Here is a 16,554-nt window from a genome sequence, read left to right as displayed (position 1 = left end):
GCCCCCCGGCCTTATGGCGGGCTATTGAATGATGAACCGCAGCAGCAACGTGACGGAGCGCATCCATGGCGACACACGAGCCGGAAACCATTGAAGTAACCCAGACCCGGATTTCATGTGACGGGGGTGTGGGCGCGCTGGGGCATCCGCGTGTCTGGCTGACCATTGATCCCAAGACGGGGTATGTGGAGTGCGGATACTGCGACCGGAAATATGTGCTGAAACCAGGCGCGGGCACGGGCCACTGACGTGACAAAATTCGGCAAGGGTCACCACCTGCATCTGATCGACGGATCGGGGTTCATTTTTCGCGCCTATCATGCGCTGCCGCCTCTGACTCGCAAATCCGACGGGCTGCCGGTTGGGGCCGTTGCCGGGTTCTGCAACATGGTGTTCAAGATGGTGGAGGACTCGAAGGAGGCCGACGCCCCGACCCATGTGGCGGTGATTTTCGACCATTCCGGCAAGACGTTCCGCTCCGACATCTATCCCGAATACAAGGCGCACCGGCCCCCCGCGCCGGAAGACCTGGTGCCGCAGTTTCCGCTGATCCGCGAGGCGACACGGGCGTTCAACCTGCCCTGTATCGAGAAGGAAGGGTATGAGGCGGACGACCTGATCGCGACCTATGCCACCATGGCCCGGGATGCGGGCGGGCGCGTGACGATTGTGTCGGCGGACAAGGACCTGATGCAGCTTGTGGGCGATGGCATTGAGATGTTCGACACGCTCAAAAGCCGCAGTATCGGGCCGGAAGAGGTCGAGGAGAAATTTGGTCTCGGTCCGGATAAGGTGGTGGATATTCAGGCGCTGGCCGGAGATCCGGTGGATAACGTGCCGGGCGCGCCGGGGATTGGCGTGAAGACGGCGGCTCTGCTGATCCGGGAATACGGCGATATTGATACGCTGCTCGACCGGGCGGAGGAGATCAAACAGCCCAAACGGCGGCAGACGCTGATCGATCATGCGGATCAGATCCGGATTTCGCGCGACCTGGTGCGGCTGAAGCAGGACACGCCGATTGATCATCCGCTTGAGGAGTTTGAGGTCGCCGGGGCGGAGCCGGAAAAGCTGCTCGATTTTCTGGTGTCGATGGAGTTCCGGACACTCACCAACCGCGTTGCGAAGAAGATGGACGTGGACGTGCCGGAGCCGAAGGCGGTGGAGACCCCGGCCGGGTCGGTTTCTGCCGAGGCTGCGGGCAATGGGCCAGCGGTGGTGGAAATGCCGCCCATCGACCGGGGGCTTTATGAGATCGTGCGCGACGAGGAGGCGCTGGAGTTTTGGGTGCGGCGCATCCGGGACCGGGGTCTGGTGGCGTTCGATACGGAGACGACCGGGCTCGACGAGATGGTCGTGGACCTGGTGGGTCTTTGTCTATGTACGGATGTGGGGATTGCGGCATATGTGCCGCTGGCGCATCGCAGTGGGGATGACGACCTGTTTGGGGCTGACAAGCTGGCCGAGGGGCAGATCCCGCTGGAGCGGGCGCTGGAGATCATGAAGCCGGTTCTTGAGGATGAGAGCATTCTCAAGATCGGGCAGAACATGAAATACGATGCCAAGATCATGAAGCGTTATGGCATCAACGTGGCGCCGATTGACGACACGATGCTGATTTCCTTTGCGCTGAATGCCGGAACGCACGGGCACGGGATGGATGCGCTGAGCAAGACGTATCTCGACCATGAGGCGATCCCGATCAAGACGCTGCTGGGGTCGGGGAAGTCGGCCAAAACTTTTGATATGGTGCCGATTGAGGACGCGGCGGCCTATGCGGCCGAGGATGCGGAAATTACCTATCGGCTTTGGAAAGTGCTGAAGCCCAAACTGCCGTTCTCAAAGGTGACGCGCGTTTACGAGACGATGGAGCGGCCGCTGGTGCCGGTTCTGGCTGAAATGGAGATGCATGGCATCAAGGTGGACCGCCAGCATCTGTCGCGGATGTCTGGCAATTTCGGTCAGAAGATGGTTGGCTTGGAGGCTGAGATCCATGAACTGGCCGGGGGCGAGTTCAATGTCGGCAGCCCGAAACAGCTTGGTGAGGTTCTGTTCGAGAATCTCGGGCTTGAGGGCGGTAAGAAGGGCAAAACCGGAGCCTATGCCACCGGGGCGGATGTGCTGGAGACGCTGGCGGCGCAGGGGCATGACCTGCCCGCGAAGGTGCTGGAATGGCGGCAGCTTTCGAAGCTGAAATCGACCTATACGGATTCGCTTCAGAACCACATAAATGCGGAAACCGGCCGGGTTCACACGTCGTATGTGATTTCGGGCGCGGCGACTGGGCGTCTGGCCTCGACCGATCCCAACCTGCAGAACATTCCGGTGCGGACCGAGGAAGGGCGGCGCATTCGTGAGGCGTTTATTGCCGATGAGGGCAATGTTCTGGTCAGCCTCGACTACAGCCAGATTGAGCTGCGTATTCTGGCGCATGTCGCCGATATTCCGGCGCTTAAGAAGTCGTTTCAGGACGGGATCGACATTCACGCGATGACGGCATCCGAGATGTTCGGCGTGCCGCTCAAGGAAATGGATTCCGGGACACGGCGAAAGGCGAAGGCGATCAACTTTGGTGTGATTTACGGCATTTCGGCCTTCGGTCTGGCGAACAACCTGCGCATTCCGCGGGATGAGGCGAAGCGGTTTATCGATACCTACTTTGAGCGCTTCCCTGGAATTAGGGAGTATATGGACGTCACCAAGGCCTTCGCGAAGGAACACGGCTACGTTCAGACCCTGTTTGGGCGGCGCATTCACACGCCGGGGATTTCCGCGAGCGGGGCCAAGGCCGCATTTGCCAACCGCGCCGCGATCAACGCGCCCATTCAGGGAGCGGCGGCGGATATTATCCGGCGGGCGATGATCCGGGTGCCGGAGGTCATTGAGAAGCTGCCCGCGAAGATGCTGCTTCAGGTCCATGACGAACTGGTGTTCGAGGTTGAGGAAGGCGCGGTGGATGACACCATCGAGGCCGTGCGCGGTGTGATGGAAGCGGCTGCGATGCCGGCCGTGCAGCTTGACGTGCCGCTGGTGGTTGATGCCGGGCGCGGGTCCAACTGGGCGGAGGCGCACTAGCGCTGAGCCGATGGTGCTGATAAGCGCGCCTTTGCGCGCGTTGTTCATTTGCTGGCGCAGGCGTGTTCGCTTGCGCTGACTGCTCTCCAGGTAAACTTACCCGTATGAAACGGGCAGGAACCCGGCCCCAGCGCTGTGCGTTTGAGTTGTGAAGGAGGACTTCATGACTGACAAAAAACCACATGCAGCCGAGAAACCCAAACGTGACAGCGACGCCGTGCTCGGTGAGCATGGCACTATCAGTGGCCAGGGCCGCGAGGGCGGAAGTCTGGCACGGAAGATCGGCACCGAGGACGAAATGAAGCGGGCTTTCGAGCGCCCGGCCGGGTCGACCCGGGTGACCAAGTCCGATGAGGACGCCTGAACGGAGGTAGCGGGAGGCCGGAGGGTTACGCCCTCCAGGCCTCTTCCACCCATTTGCTTGGCAGGATGAAGTGCCGCAAATGCCGCAGGGGCTTGTCGTGCCGGTCGGGGTCGGCCAGACGACGGATGTGGTCCATGCGGCTGCCGGGTTTGTGGTGACGGCCCCAGTAGCCCTCGATGGCGTGGGTCGGGAGCAGGCCGCCGGGGAAGATGATGACCTTGGCATCGGCGGGCTTTTTGGGCGGCAGCACGTAGTTCATCGGGAACGAACGGGCGCAGTCCATGCGGAAATGGCGCAGCCAGCCCCGGGGCCAAAATGAAACGCCGCCTGGGGCGTTGCGGGTGACGTAGCGTTGTTCGAATTGGTATTCATCAGCTACGGTCTGCGGATCGGCGAGGAATTTTTCTTGGAGCGGCAGCAGTTTTCCGACCGGGAAGCGGAACAGTGATGTCTGCCCCAGTTTTTCAAATGGTGTGTTCGGGTTGCGGCCGAGGATGACGTCCTCCGGCGAGCCGTGCTCGAAGAAAGCGTCCATGTTGCCGATGACGACGAGGTCGAGGTCCATGAAGAGGACCGGGCCCTGAAGGTCGGCGAGTTTTTCGCTCCACAGCCGTGCCTTGGGCCAGATGCCCTTGGTGCCGGTGGGCATGACGAAATCAAGTTCGGGCAGCGGTTCGGTGCGAACCTCCGGACGCATTCCGTCGGGATTGTCGCAGAAACAGGTGAAGGTGAACGGCGGTGTGATGTTACGCGACACCATGCCGTAGAGACGGTTCACGTAGTCAGGGCCGTATTTTGTGCCCCAGTTGATGCAGATGATCTGTTTTAACATGGGGATCCCGGCCCGGTACCGTCAGAAATCAACCGCAATACCCTTTCGTTCCCAGTCGCCATAGCGCACGGGTTCGGGGCCGTCGCGGCCGCCGAGTTCAACCGGCATTTCGGCTGCTTTGGCCTTCGCACGCCGTTCCTCCGCCTCGGCAAGGGCGCGTTTCGCGGCGGCTGAGGGTTCGGGTCGGCTTTCGTCGCTGTTCCGTGACATGAAACCTCCTGTATGCCATGGGTAATACTAGGGAACGTTGCGGCTCATTCGCAAGGGCTGGAGGGAAAATCGCGGACCATGCCGGGTGGGCGAAGCGTGAAGGTTTTCGAGGGCGGTTTCACCTTTGGCGGAATCGGTCTACAGCGCATCTGTTTATTATCAACCCGCTGACCGGTGGTGGCCGTGCTTCACTTCTTGCGACCCATCCGCCGGTTGAGGACAGGATCAGGGAACTGATGGAAATTGCCAAACAGCTGCCCGCGCCCAGGGTGACGGTGCGACAGAAAAGTATTCTAGGCGTGTCGCGCTCGGGGGAATCGATTTGAGCGCACCGGGGTTTGCCGCGCGCCGTGCCGCAGCCGGGCTGCTGGCGGGTGTTCTCGACCGGCGTCAGAGCCTGGCGGATCAGCTTGGCGATTCCAATGGCCCCCTGAAGGGTCTGGAGCCGTCGGAAAAGGCACGGGCGCAGAGCCTCGCGTCGGGTGTTCTGCGGCATTTGGGGCGTACGGATGCGGTGTTGGCCGGGTTTTTGCGGAAACAGCCGCCGCCGGCCGCGATGAATGCGCTGCGCATTGCCTGCGTTGAGATGAATGTTGACGGGGTGCCGGCTCATGCTGCGGTGGACGGTGCCGTGCGTCTCGCGAATGCCAGTGGCAAGGCGCGGCATCTTTCGGGGCTGGTAAATGCGGTTGCGCGCAAGGTTGCGGGTGCCGGAGCGGAGGCATGGGATGCGACGCCCGAGGGTGATTTGCCCGATTGGCTGTCCGGACCGGTTTCCGGAGCCTGGGGCGCGGAGGCTCTGGAAGGGATTGTGGCCGCGCATACCGCCGGTGAGGTGCCGGTGGACCTGACCCTGAAGCGGCCGGGTGATGCGGAAGCGGTTGCCGCGGAACTCGGTGGCGAGGTGCTGCCGACGGGGAGCGTGCGGTTGCGGTCTTCGGGGCAGATTTCGAAGCTGCCGGGATATGACGCGGGCGCGTGGTGGGTCCAGGACGCCGCGGCGGCCATTCCCGCGCGCATGTTCGGGGATCTGACAGGACGGAAGGTGCTGGATCTGTGTGCGGCGCCGGGCGGCAAGACGATGCGGTTGGCGGCGGCGGGCGGGGAGGTTGCGGCGCTCGACATGTCGAAGGCGCGGCTGAAACGGTTGCGGGAAAACCTGGACCGGACCGGGCTGAAGGCCGGGATAGTCAGTGCGGATGCGATCCGGTGGCAGCCGCCGGGGCTTTTTGACGCGATCCTGCTCGATGCGCCCTGTTCGGCCACGGGAACCGTGCGCCGGCATCCGGACCTGCCTTACGTGCGGCAGCCGGCGGATGTGGGCAAGTTGCGCGATCTTCAGAAGCGGATGCTGAAGCGGGCGTGGGAGTGGCTCGCGCCTGGTGGGCGGATGGTATACTGCACCTGTTCGCTTCTGCCGGCGGAAGGGGAGACCCAGGCGCGGCGGTTCGTTGAGAACACGCCGGATGCGGAGGTTGTGCCAGTGGAGGATCTGGTGCCGGGATTTGAGCCGAACTGGTCGGATGGGCATGGCGGAATGCGCCTGCGCCCGGATTTTTGGCCGGAAAGGGGCGGAATGGACGGTTTTTACGCCGTAATGTTCCAGAAGAACGCCAAGTCCGCGTGACATGTGTCTCCAGTAACTTTATGGATTGGAAGGAATATTGTCCTTTGAGGTGTTCGATAGTCCTTCATGTCCGGTTTTGCGCTGTTCCTTAAGGCATTAGGCACGCGGATTGCGCGGCCGGGGCGGCGGCTTCAGAACAGGGTCCGTGCCAGCCGGTCACGTCTGGGCACAAAGCCAAAGGTGGTCGAAACCCTGCCGGAGCCGCTGCTGTTCGGTGAGTCCGACGCGGGTATGGCCATGGTCGAAGGGCGCTGGAATGCCTTTGGTCATGAGATTGAAATCGGCTCCGGCACGATCTGGGAGCCGAGGCTGCCGGACGAGCGGCTGGAGCCGGAGCGGCAGTCGTGCATCTGGCTCGATGATCTGGCGGCTCTGGGGAACAAGGCGGCCCGTTCGCGGGCGCAGGCCTGGGTGCAGGACTGGATCAGGCGCTACGGGTCGGGCAGCGGTCCGGGCTGGACGCCGGACCTGGCCGGGCGGCGGGCGAAACGCTGGACGGCGCATTGCATTCTTCTGACGAAAAACCTCGATCAGGCGGATGCGGACCGGTTTTGGAAGGCTCTGGCCTCGCAGCAGAAATACTTGATGCGGTCGTGGAAGCGGGCGAAACCTGGGCTGCCGCGCCTTCAGGCTTTGACAGGTCTTGTCTGGACGGGTGTCGTGCTGCCTCATGCGGGTCACGCGAAAGCGGTTGAGGAACTGGGTCGGCTGGCCGATCAGACGATCAACAGCAAGGGTGAGGTCGCCAGCCGGTCGCCGCAGGACCTGGCTGATACGATGGTCATGCTCATATGGGCCGCGCGTATTCTGGAAAACAGTGGTCAGCATGCGGTGCCGGAGCATCTGTCGGCCATTGTGCGGGGGGTGCCGGTCCTGCGTCCGCTGCGCATGGGCGGTGGGAACCTCGCCATGTTCCACGGTGGTGGCGCGGGCGAGCCGGACCGGCTGGATCAGGCGCTGGCGGAGCTGCGGGTTGGGGTTCAGGCCAAGCCGGATCTGGCGATGGGCTTTTCCCGGCTGTCCGGGGGGCGGATTGCCGTGGTGATGGATGCGGCCAAACCGCCGGTTGAGGGGCCGCACAGCCTGCGGGCCCATGCCAGTACGCTCGCGTTTGAGATGAGCGTGCATCGGCTGCCACTGGTGGTGAGCGGTGGGCCGGGTCACGTGTTTGGGGCGGACTGGAACGTTAAGTCGCGCCTGACCGGGTCGCATTCCACGGTTGAACTGGCGGGGGCGTCCTCCTCGACGGTGAAATATAAAGGACTTGCGGCGCGGACATTTGGGCCGCGTCTGGTTGATCCGCCGGGCCGGGTGGTGATCCGGCAGGCCCAGGATGCCACGGGCCAGTGGCTGCTGGCGACGCAGAACGGGTATGAGCCGCAGTTCGGTGTGGTCCATGAGCGCAGGCTGTTTGTGGATGCCCGTGGCGGTGAGGTCCGGGGCGAGGATTTGCTGAGCGTGCCGGAAAAGCACGGTCAGGCGAAATTTAACCGCGCAACGAAAAAGCGGCCTCTGCGCTTTGCATTGCGTTTCCACATCCATCCCGACGTGCAGGTGGTGCATGAGTTGAACCGGAATGTGGTGCTTATGCGGCTTCCGACCGATGAGATCTGGGTTTTCCGGGCATCGGATGAGCAGATTTCCGTGGAGGAGTCGAATTTTTACGATCCCCGCCAGGCACGGCCGGTCCCGTCCATGCAGGTGGTTGTCCATGGGGAAATGGTGGAGTATCTGGGGCAGATCATCTGGTCTATTGGCCGTTACTCCGAGTCCCAGGGCCTGTCGGAAGAGGCGTTCTGAGACACTATTTTTTGCGGGAGCTCCTGATCCATGACGTCCCAACTGCAGCCGGTTCGCCGGGCGCTGATTTCCGTTTCCAACAAGGCCGGCCTGACTGAACTGGGCCAGGCGCTGGCCGACCGGGGTGTCGAGCTGGTCTCCACCGGCGGTACGGCGAAGGCCCTGCGGGATGCGGGACTGGACGTGCGCGACGTTTCGGAACTGACCGGGTTTCCGGAAATGCTGGATGGGCGGGTGAAGACGCTGCACCCCCTGGTGCATGGTGGTCTGCTGGGGCTGCGGGACAATGACGTGCACCGGGCCTCGATGGAGGAGCACGGGATTGTCGATATCGATCTGCTGGTGGTGAACCTCTACCCGTTTGAGGAAACCGTTGCGGCCGGTGCGGATTACGACACCTGCATTGAGAACATAGATATCGGTGGCCCCGCGATGCTGCGCGCGGGGGCGAAGAACCATCAGTTTGTCACCGTGGTTACGGATGTTAAGGATTATGAGGCCCTGCTGGCGGAGCTGGATGCCAATAACGGAGCGACCACACTGACCTTCCGCAAGGCGCAGGCCCTGACGGTTTACGGGCGCACGGCGGCCTATGATGCGGCGGTGTCGACCTGGATGGCCGGGGCGCTCGAGGAGAAGGCACCGCGCCGCCGGGTGTTTGCCGGGACGCTGGCGCAACCGCTGCGTTACGGCGAGAACCCGCATCAGGGCGCGTCGTTCTACCGGGACGGTTCCACGCGGCCTGGTGTGTCCACCGCGCGGCAGCTTCAGGGCAAGGAGCTGTCCTACAATAACATCAATGACACGGACGCGGCGTTTGAGCTGGTGTCGGAGTTTAACCCGGCGGACGGTCCGGCCTGTGCCATTATCAAGCATGCGAACCCCTGCGGTGTGGCGCGTGGCAAAACGACGCTGGAGGCGTACCGGTCCGCATTTGACTGTGACCGGACCTCGGCATTCGGTGGCATCATTGCGCTGAACCAGGTCCTGGACGCGGAAACGGCTGAGGCAATCAGCGAGATTTTCACTGAGGTTGTGATTGCGCCGGAAGTGTCCGACGAGGCGGCGGCGATCTTTGCAAAGAAGAAAAACCTTCGGCTTCTGGCGACCGGGGGGCTGTCGGATGCGTCGGCGGCGGGGCTCGCGTTCAAGCAGGTGGCCGGTGGTCTTTTGGTGCAGGACCGTGACAATGGCCGGGTTTCCCAGCCGGACCTGAAAGTCGTGACCGACCGGGCGCCGACCGACATGGAGATGGCGGATCTTCAGTTTGCCTGGAAGGTGGCCAAGCACGTGAAATCGAACGCGATTGTCTATGCCCGTGACGGTGCGACCGTGGGCGTGGGGGCCGGTCAGATGAGCCGTGTGGATTCAACCCGTATCGCCGCGCGCAAGGCTGAGGACATGGCAAAGGTTCTGGAAATGCCGCAGGCGCCCACCATTGGTTCGGTGGTGGCGTCAGATGCGTTCTTCCCGTTTGCGGATGGTCTGATGAGCGCGGTTGAAGCCGGCGCCTCGGCGGTCATCCAGCCGGGCGGTTCGATGCGCGACGGTGAGGTCATCGAGGCCGCCAACCGGGCGGGACTGGCGATGGTCTTCACGGGCATGCGCCACTTCCGGCACTGACGCCATGTGGAACCGGTCAATATTTGGTCCGATTGCGGCGGTTGCGCTGTTTGTGTTCCTGATCGACCGGTTCTCCAAGATCTGGGTGGTCGAGATCATGGATCTGCGGTCGCTCGGGCGTATCAGCGTTCTGGATCCGTTTCTGACGTTTCAGATGGCTTGGAATGAGGGCATCAATTTTGGCCTGCTCGATTTTGGTGATGCGGGGAAATGGGTGCTGATTGCCGTTGCGGTGGTGATCGTGGCGGCGCTTCTGTGGTGGATGCGGGGGCGCAGCGGCTGGCTTGCCGCGATCGGGGCCGGGCTGGTGACGGGCGGTGCACTCGGCAATGTCTGGGACCGGGTGGAATACGGCGCGGTGGCCGATTTCCTGAACATGAGCTGTTGCGGAGTTCGCAACCCTTTTTCATTTAACATCGCCGATGCCGCGATATTTCTGGGCGTCGTGCTTTTGTTCTTTTTGCCCCAGGATGAGTCCGGGGATCACGGCGACGATGCCAACAGGGCGTGACGAGCGGTTCGGAACAGGTTAAACACTGGGCCGGAGTGAGAGGATCAAGATGCTGAAACCCGTTTCCGGACCTGTTTTGCCCGCGCTGGCTCTGCTGGCGGTGACGGCGCTTGCCGGTTGTGAAGGCGGCCTTGCCGGGTCGCTGCGCTCCGCCGGTGTTGGTGGTTCGCCGGACGAGTTTCTGGTTCTGCCCACGCGTCCGCTGGTGATTCCGTCCGAGCTGGAAAGCCTGCCGCCGCCCACACCGGGGTCGGACAATCTGGTGGACTACAAGCCGAACGAGGAGGCGATCACCGGCCTGACCGGGCGGAGCACGGTGCCGCAGGGCGCGAACGGCCAGGCGCTGGTGGCAGCGGCCGGTCCGGTCGATCCGCATGTGCGGGCGCGTCTCAATGGTGAGGACGCGGTCTACCGGGAGGCAAACCGTGGTCTGCTGCTGGAACGCTGGTTCGCGCAGAACCAGGAAGCGCTGATCTACGAGACCATGATCCTGGATGCAGGCGACGAGTATGAGCGGTTCCAGTCGATGGGTGTCCGCCAGCCCTCAGCACCGCCACAGCTTCTTGAGAGCGACTGAAGCCCGGCAAGGGGCTCAAAACCTCTGACTTTTCAGTGATTGATGGCTGTTTGCGCTCACGGTTGCGTTGACCGGCCTTGATCCTGTGCGGGTTGCGAATACTATCCGCGGTGCATTACAGGAGGTAGTTCCGCATGCGTGCAGCAATCGCTACGGTTGTATTTTTGGGGATTCCCCTGATCGCGCCGGCCGCAGAAGGCTTTGACGATATCCACAGTTTCACCCTCGACAACGGTCTGACCGGGGTGGTGATCGAGGACCACCGGGCGCCGGTTGTGACCAATATGGTCTGGTATCGGGTCGGGGCCGCGGATGAGCCGCCGGGTCAGTCGGGTGTGGCCCATTTCCTTGAGCATCTGCTGTTCAAGGCGACCGACACGCTGGAGGATGGGGAGTTCAGCCGGATCGTGGCCGCGAATGGCGGGGATGACAACGCGTTCACCTCTCAGGATTACACGGCCTATTTCCAGCGTATTGCCGCGGACCGGCTGGAACTGGTGATGGAAATGGAAGCCGACCGGATGGTCAACATCAATCCCGGTGACGAGGCGGTTCTGGCCGAGCGGGACGTGGTGCGGGAGGAACGGCGCCAGCGTGTGGAAAACTCGCCGGGCGGACCGTTCAATGAGCACCGATTGGCGGCACTCTACCTGAATCACCCCTACGGCACGCCGGTGATCGGCTGGGACCATGAAATCGCGCAGTATGACGAGGAAATGGCCATGTCGTTCTACCGGGAGCATTATGCGCCCAATAACGCGATTTTGGTGGTGGCCGGTGACGTGACGGTTGAGGAGGTCGAGGCGCTGGCGGAGAAGCATTTCGGGCCGATCCCGGCGCTGGAAGGCATCCCGGAGCGACGGGTCCGACCGCAGGAGCCGCCTCAACGGGCGGAGCGGCGTGTGGAATACCGCGATCCGCGTGTGCGCCAGCCCTATGTCTCGCGCACCTACCTTGCTCCGAACCGCAAGCCGGGCGACCAGGAAACCGCAGCGGCGATTTCGGTTCTCGCCGAACTGCTCGGCGGGTCGGGCATCACCTCGGTGATGGCGCAGGAGCTTCAGATCGGCAGTGAGGTCGCTCTGGCCACGGGCGCCTATTACAACGGGCTTGGGCTCGACGATCAAAGCATCAGTTTCTATGTCGTGCCGTCCGAGGGCGTGAGCCTTGAGGAGGCCGAAGCCGCAATGGACGAGGTTCTCGAGCGTTTCGTTGAGGAAGGGCCGGACCCGGAGCAGCTTGAGCGCATCAAGACGCAGATCCGCGCAGCGGAGATTTACGGTCTCGACAGCCAGCAGGCGCGGGCGCGTAAGGTGGGCAGTGCGCTGACCTCGGGTCTGACGCTGCAGGATGTTGAGGAATGGAGCGGGCTTTTGGCTGCGGTGACGGCTGAGGATGTTGTGGAAGCCGCGAAGCTTGTCTTCCGGCCGGAGGCGTCGGTGACCGGGTGGCTGATGTCCGAGGAAAATACGGAGGGGCTTGGCCAATGAAGATGTTTGCATCCGCACTGGTGATCGCCGGCGGTCTTCTGTCGGTCAGCGCCGTGCCCGTTCGGGCGGAAATTGAAATCGTGCCGGTGACGTCCCCTGGCGGTATTACGGCGTGGCTCTATGAGGATCATTCGATCCCCATTCTGAGCATCGAGGCGAATTTCCGTGGTGGCACCGCCCTGGACCCGGAGGGAATGGAGGGTGCGGTAACGCTGATGACCGGCCTTCTGGAAGAAGGCACAGGTGACATGGATGCCACCGCGTTTGCCCAGGCCACCGAATCCGTGGCGGCCCGGTTCGGGTATGACGCGCATCTCGATTCGGTTTCGATCTCGGCGGAGGTTTTAACGGAGTTCCGGGATGAGAGCCTCGATCTGCTGCGTCGGGCGATGGTGGAGCCCAGTTTCGACCAGTCGGCCTTTGACCGTGTTCGCGCGCAGATCGTGTCCATGCGGCGGTCGGACCAGACCGATCCGGATTCGATAGCGCGTGAGGCGTTTTATGTGATGGCCTTCGACGATCACGCCTATGCCCGCCCGAAGGAAGGGACACTTGAGTCGCTGGCGGCGCTTGATGTGGAGACCATCCGCCAGGCTCACAGGGATGCGCTGGTCAAGGACAGGTTGAAGGTCTCCGTTGTGGGTGACATTACGGAGGAGGAACTTGGCCCGTTGCTGGATGACCTGTTTGGCGACCTGCCGCAGTCCGGGCCGGAACGGCCGGATATGGCTGAGGTCAAGCTTGATGGTGAAATGAGGGTGATTGACCTTAACATCCCGCAATCCGTGGTGGTGTTTGGACATGAGGGCATCTTCCGGGATGATCCGGATTTCATCCCGGCGTTTGTTCTCGACCAGATTCTGGGTGGCGGTGGCTTTGGCTCGCGCCTGACTGAGGAAGTGCGGGAGAAGCGGGGGCTGACTTACGGGATTTACTCGTATTTGGCGCCAAGCGATTTTGCCGGGCTTTATATCGGCAGCTTTTCCAGCGCGAACGGTGTCGTCGGGGAAGCCGTCGATATCGTGAAGCAGGAATGGGCGAAAATGGCCGAGGAAGGCGTCACGGAGCAGGAGCTTGAGGATGCCAATCGGTATCTGACCGGGGCGTATCCCCTGCGCTTCGACAGTAACGCCTCCATCGCGGGACAACTGCTCGGCCTTCAGATTGCGGATCTCGGTCTCGATTACGTCAACCAGCGCAACGCCATGGTCGAGGCGGTGACGGTTGAGGACATCAAGCGGGTGGCCGCGCGGGTGTTGCAGCCGGAAGAACTTTCCTGGGTGATTGTTGGTCGCCCCGAGGGCCTCAACGCCACGAATTAACCATAGCGCGGGCCGCCGCTGAATGCTAAACCCAGGGGTATGAATGTCGAGATACCCCATATGGAGCAGTCTCTGCCACAAATAAGGCAGCTTGATGCGGCGGCGGCAAACCGTATCGCCGCGGGCGAGGTCGTGGAGCGTCCGGCCTCCGCCGTGAAGGAACTCGTTGAAAACGCTCTCGATGCGGGTGCGTCACGTATCGACATCGCCTACGCGGACGGCGGGAAGCGGCTGATCCGGGTTACGGATGACGGCTGCGGCATTCCGGGGAATCAGATGGAACTGGCGCTGTCGCGCCATGCCACGTCCAAGATCGACGGACATGATCTGACGCATATCCTGACATTCGGATTTCGGGGCGAGGCGCTGCCGTCGCTTGGCGCGGTGGGGCGGCTGACGCTCAAATCACGGGCCCGCGGTTCGGGTGAGGCCCATGAACTGACCGTGCGGGGTGGCGAATCCCACGGGCTTCGGCCCACGGCGCTTGCTCGCGGTACGGTTGTGGAACTGGAGGGTCTGTTTTCCGCGACTCCCGCGCGTCTGAAGTTCATGCGGACCGACCGGGCGGAGGCCCAGGCGATCAATGACGTTGTGCGGCGTCTGGCGATGGCGGCTCCGGATGTGGCGTTTTCGCTAACGGACATGACCAACCCGGGCGCGGTGAAATCGGTGCTGTCGCTCAATGCCGAAACCGGCGATCTGTTCGATGGCCTGCGTGGACGTCTGCGCGGTATCATGGGGCCGGAATTCGTCGAGAACGCCATCCGCATCGAGGCCGAGCGCGAGGGTCTGCGCCTGTCGGGATTTGCGGCTCTGCCGACCTATTCGCGGGGGGCGGCGGTGTCGCAGTATTTCTTCGTGAATGGACGTCCGGTGCGGGACAAACAGCTTTTCGGCGCGCTTCGGGCGGCTTATGGCGACGTGCTGTCGCGGGACCGGCATCCGGTTGCGGCGCTGTTCGTGGACTGCGACCCGGAGATTGTTGACGTGAACGTGCACCCGGCGAAGGCCGAGGTTCGGTTTCGCGAACCTGGGCTGGTGCGTGGGCTGGTGGTCGGGACCATCAAGCAGTCTCTGGCGGAGTCGGGCCATCGCAGTTCAACGACCGCGTCAGCCGGGATGCTGGGGGCGTTTCGGTCCGCGCAGAGGCCGGTGCAGCCCATGGAGCGCACGACGCCACGCATTTCGCAGAGTGTTTATTCCAGCCCCGAACCTGCGCCGGAGATGCTTGGCGGCACTGCCTGGTCAGGGCGCGTGGAGCCTGATGATGCGCCGGACATGGCGGGTGACGTGGATGTGGTTGAACGCCCGGTGCACGAAGGACTGCCTCTGGGTGTCGCGCGGGCGCAGATCCATGAGAATTACGTGGTCGCGCAAACCGAGGACGGGATGGTTCTGGTCGATCAGCATGCAGCCCATGAGCGGCTGGTCTATGAGCGGCTGAAAGCGCAGTACGCGAAGAACGGGATCGCGTCGCAGATGCTGCTGATCCCGGACATTGTGGAACTGGATGACGCGGCGCGGGCTCGGCTTCTGGACGCGCAGGAGGATCTGGCCGATCTGGGTCTGGTGTTTGAGACCTTCGGTGGGAATGCACTGTGTCTGCGGGAAACACCGGCGATCCTGGGTGAGGTTGACGGCAACGACCTGCTGCGCGGGATTGCCGATGCACTGGCCGAAGGGACGGACCGGGCGGGTCTGGCCGCGCGGATCGATGCGGTGTTGAGCAGTATGGCCTGTCACGGTTCGGTACGGTCGGGACGGCGTATGTCGGGTCAGGAGATGAATGCCCTTTTGCGCGAAATGGAGGCGACGCCGCTTTCAGGCACCTGTAACCACGGGCGGCCCACCTTCGTGGAACTGAAACTCGCTGACATTGAGAAGTTGTTCGGGCGGCGATGATCCCGGTTGGTGATCTGGTCATCGACATCACGGACCTGCGGCTGTGGATTGCCGTGGGTCTGGTGGTTTTTGCGGTCGTGCTGATCCGCACGGTGGGGCGGGTGGCCAAGGCGAACGAGCCGCTGGCCCGACATCTGGCTGACCTGGACGGGGCCGTGCGGGCGCTGAATGATGGTCAGAATCAGCTTCACGGCGGGATCACGCATGTGGCCGAGGCCCAGGCGATTTCCCAGGCGCGCATGGCCGAAGCGATGGAGCGGCGGCTGGCGGAGGCAGGCCAGGCTCTGGGCGACAATCTGGGCAAGTCTTCCCTGCGTACGGCCCGGTCGCTGGGTGAGTTGCAGCAGAGGCTGCGGGTGATTGACGAGGCCCAGACGCGGATTGAGAAACTGTCCGGCGATGTGCTGGGTCTGCAGGATATTCTGTCCAACAAGCAGACACGCGGGGCGTTTGGCGAGATCCAGTTGCGGGAGATCGTAACCGGCGCGCTACCACCGGATGCGGTATCGTTTCAGGCGACCCTGTCGAACGGGACGCGGGCGGACTGTCTCATTCGGATGCCCTATCCGCCGGGTCCGATTGTTATCGATTCGAAATTCCCGCTGGAGCCATATGAGGCGTTGGGGCGGGCGGAAACGCCGTCGGAAAAGACCGCGGCGGGACGACAGCTCAGGACCGCATTGCGTGCGCATATCAAGGCGATTTCGGAGAAATACATAATCGAGGGCGAGACATCGGACGGGGCGCTGATGTTCCTGCCCTCCGAGGCGGTATATGCCGAGCTGCATGCGAATTTTTCAGAGATTGTGCGCGAGGGTTTCGAGGCGCGGGTCTGGATCGTCTCGCCCACCACCTGCATGGCGACGCTGCACACGCTTCGGGCGGTGCTGAAGGATACGCGGTTGCGGGCGGAGGCGCACGCGATCCGGCGGGAACTCGGCATGCTGAACCGCGATCTTGAGCGGCTGGGCGGGCGCGTGACGAGCCTTGAGCGGCATTTTTCGCAGGCACGTAAGGATGTGGAGGAGATACGGGTGTCCGCCGATCGCATCGGGCGTCGGTCAAAGCGGCTTGAGGTCGTGGATTTTGCGGAGGATGAGACACGGGCGGAGCCAGCGCGGCAGGCCGGTGAATAATCCGCGACCGATGTGGCGGTGGCGCGACCATGGCGCGACAATCACCATGCGCTCCGGGGTCTTTTGTTGAAATGGCATGGCATTG

General features: G+C 62.7%; 14 protein-coding genes. 12 read left to right on the top strand and 2 right to left on the bottom strand.

Annotation, left to right across the window (positions count from 1 at the left end):
* Positions 1-65 precede the first annotated feature (65 nt).
* The 3 genes from ACP15P_RS12495 (at position 66) to ACP15P_RS12485 (ending at position 3,439) form a co-directional block, all read left to right on the top strand.
* Positions 66-248, top strand: a complete 183-nt coding sequence (locus ACP15P_RS12495; RefSeq protein ID WP_424928799.1) for a zinc-finger domain-containing protein — start codon at positions 66-68, stop codon at positions 246-248.
* A 1-nt stretch (position 249) separates the two neighbouring features.
* Complete coding sequence (gene polA, locus ACP15P_RS12490) at positions 250-3,075, top strand: DNA polymerase I (protein ID WP_424928798.1); 2,826 nt, start codon at positions 250-252, stop codon at positions 3,073-3,075.
* Positions 3,076-3,238: 163 nt separating this feature from the next.
* Positions 3,239-3,439 carry a hypothetical protein gene (locus tag ACP15P_RS12485; RefSeq protein ID WP_424928797.1) on the top strand — a complete coding sequence of 67 codons (201 nt, stop codon included), beginning with the start codon at positions 3,239-3,241 and terminating at the stop codon, positions 3,437-3,439.
* A gap of 25 nt (positions 3,440-3,464) precedes the next feature.
* Here the strand turns inward: ACP15P_RS12485 and ACP15P_RS12480 are convergent, their stop codons facing one another.
* Both ACP15P_RS12480 and ACP15P_RS12475 read right to left on the bottom strand, forming a co-directional pair.
* Positions 3,465-4,271, bottom strand: coding sequence for a glycosyl transferase (locus ACP15P_RS12480; protein WP_424928796.1), 807 nt, complete (start codon positions 4,269-4,271; stop codon positions 3,465-3,467).
* A gap of 21 nt (positions 4,272-4,292) precedes the next feature.
* Positions 4,293-4,481, bottom strand: coding sequence for a DUF1674 domain-containing protein (locus tag ACP15P_RS12475; protein WP_424928795.1), 189 nt, complete (start codon positions 4,479-4,481; stop codon positions 4,293-4,295).
* A gap of 322 nt (positions 4,482-4,803) precedes the next feature.
* Here ACP15P_RS12475 and ACP15P_RS12470 point away from each other — a divergent pair, with 322 nt between their 5' ends.
* From ACP15P_RS12470 to ACP15P_RS12430, 9 genes are all read left to right on the top strand, one after another.
* Positions 4,804-6,108, top strand: a complete 1,305-nt coding sequence (locus ACP15P_RS12470) for an RsmB/NOP family class I SAM-dependent RNA methyltransferase (protein ID WP_424928794.1) — start codon at positions 4,804-4,806, stop codon at positions 6,106-6,108.
* A 66-nt stretch (positions 6,109-6,174) separates the two neighbouring features.
* Complete coding sequence (locus tag ACP15P_RS12465; protein WP_424928793.1) at positions 6,175-7,908, top strand: heparinase II/III family protein; 1,734 nt, start codon at positions 6,175-6,177, stop codon at positions 7,906-7,908.
* A 30-nt stretch (positions 7,909-7,938) separates the two neighbouring features.
* Positions 7,939-9,531, top strand: a complete 1,593-nt coding sequence (purH, locus tag ACP15P_RS12460; RefSeq protein ID WP_424928792.1) for a bifunctional phosphoribosylaminoimidazolecarboxamide formyltransferase/IMP cyclohydrolase — start codon at positions 7,939-7,941, stop codon at positions 9,529-9,531.
* Positions 9,532-9,535: 4 nt separating this feature from the next.
* Complete coding sequence (lspA, locus tag ACP15P_RS12455; protein ID WP_424928791.1) at positions 9,536-10,042, top strand: signal peptidase II; 507 nt, start codon at positions 9,536-9,538, stop codon at positions 10,040-10,042.
* Between the two features lie 49 nt (positions 10,043-10,091).
* Positions 10,092-10,619 (top strand): DUF3035 domain-containing protein, encoded by a 528-nt coding sequence (locus ACP15P_RS12450; protein ID WP_424928790.1) that lies wholly within the window; start codon positions 10,092-10,094, stop codon positions 10,617-10,619.
* A 134-nt stretch (positions 10,620-10,753) separates the two neighbouring features.
* Positions 10,754-12,109: a M16 family metallopeptidase gene (locus tag ACP15P_RS12445; RefSeq protein ID WP_424928789.1), complete on the top strand. Its 1,356-nt coding sequence runs from the start codon at positions 10,754-10,756 to the stop codon at positions 12,107-12,109.
* Positions 12,106-13,431, top strand: a complete 1,326-nt coding sequence (locus ACP15P_RS12440) for a M16 family metallopeptidase (protein WP_424928788.1) — start codon at positions 12,106-12,108, stop codon at positions 13,429-13,431. Before ACP15P_RS12445 ends, ACP15P_RS12440 begins: the two co-directional genes overlap by 4 nt.
* Positions 13,432-13,470: 39 nt before the next feature.
* Positions 13,471-15,333 carry a DNA mismatch repair endonuclease MutL gene (mutL, locus tag ACP15P_RS12435; RefSeq protein ID WP_424928787.1) on the top strand — a complete coding sequence of 621 codons (1,863 nt, stop codon included), beginning with the start codon at positions 13,471-13,473 and terminating at the stop codon, positions 15,331-15,333.
* Positions 15,330-16,469, top strand: coding sequence for a DNA recombination protein RmuC (locus tag ACP15P_RS12430; RefSeq protein ID WP_424928786.1), 1,140 nt, complete (start codon positions 15,330-15,332; stop codon positions 16,467-16,469). The genes mutL and ACP15P_RS12430 overlap by 4 nt, the downstream gene beginning before the upstream one ends.
* The last annotated feature ends 85 nt before the right edge of the window (positions 16,470-16,554 follow it).

This window comes from Amaricoccus tamworthensis, assembly GCF_049800875.1.
GTDB classification, from domain to species: domain Bacteria; phylum Pseudomonadota; class Alphaproteobacteria; order Rhodobacterales; family Rhodobacteraceae; genus Amaricoccus; species Amaricoccus tamworthensis.
Note: the sequence above shows the minus strand (reverse complement) of the source record. Positions and strands in the feature narration are given on the sequence as shown.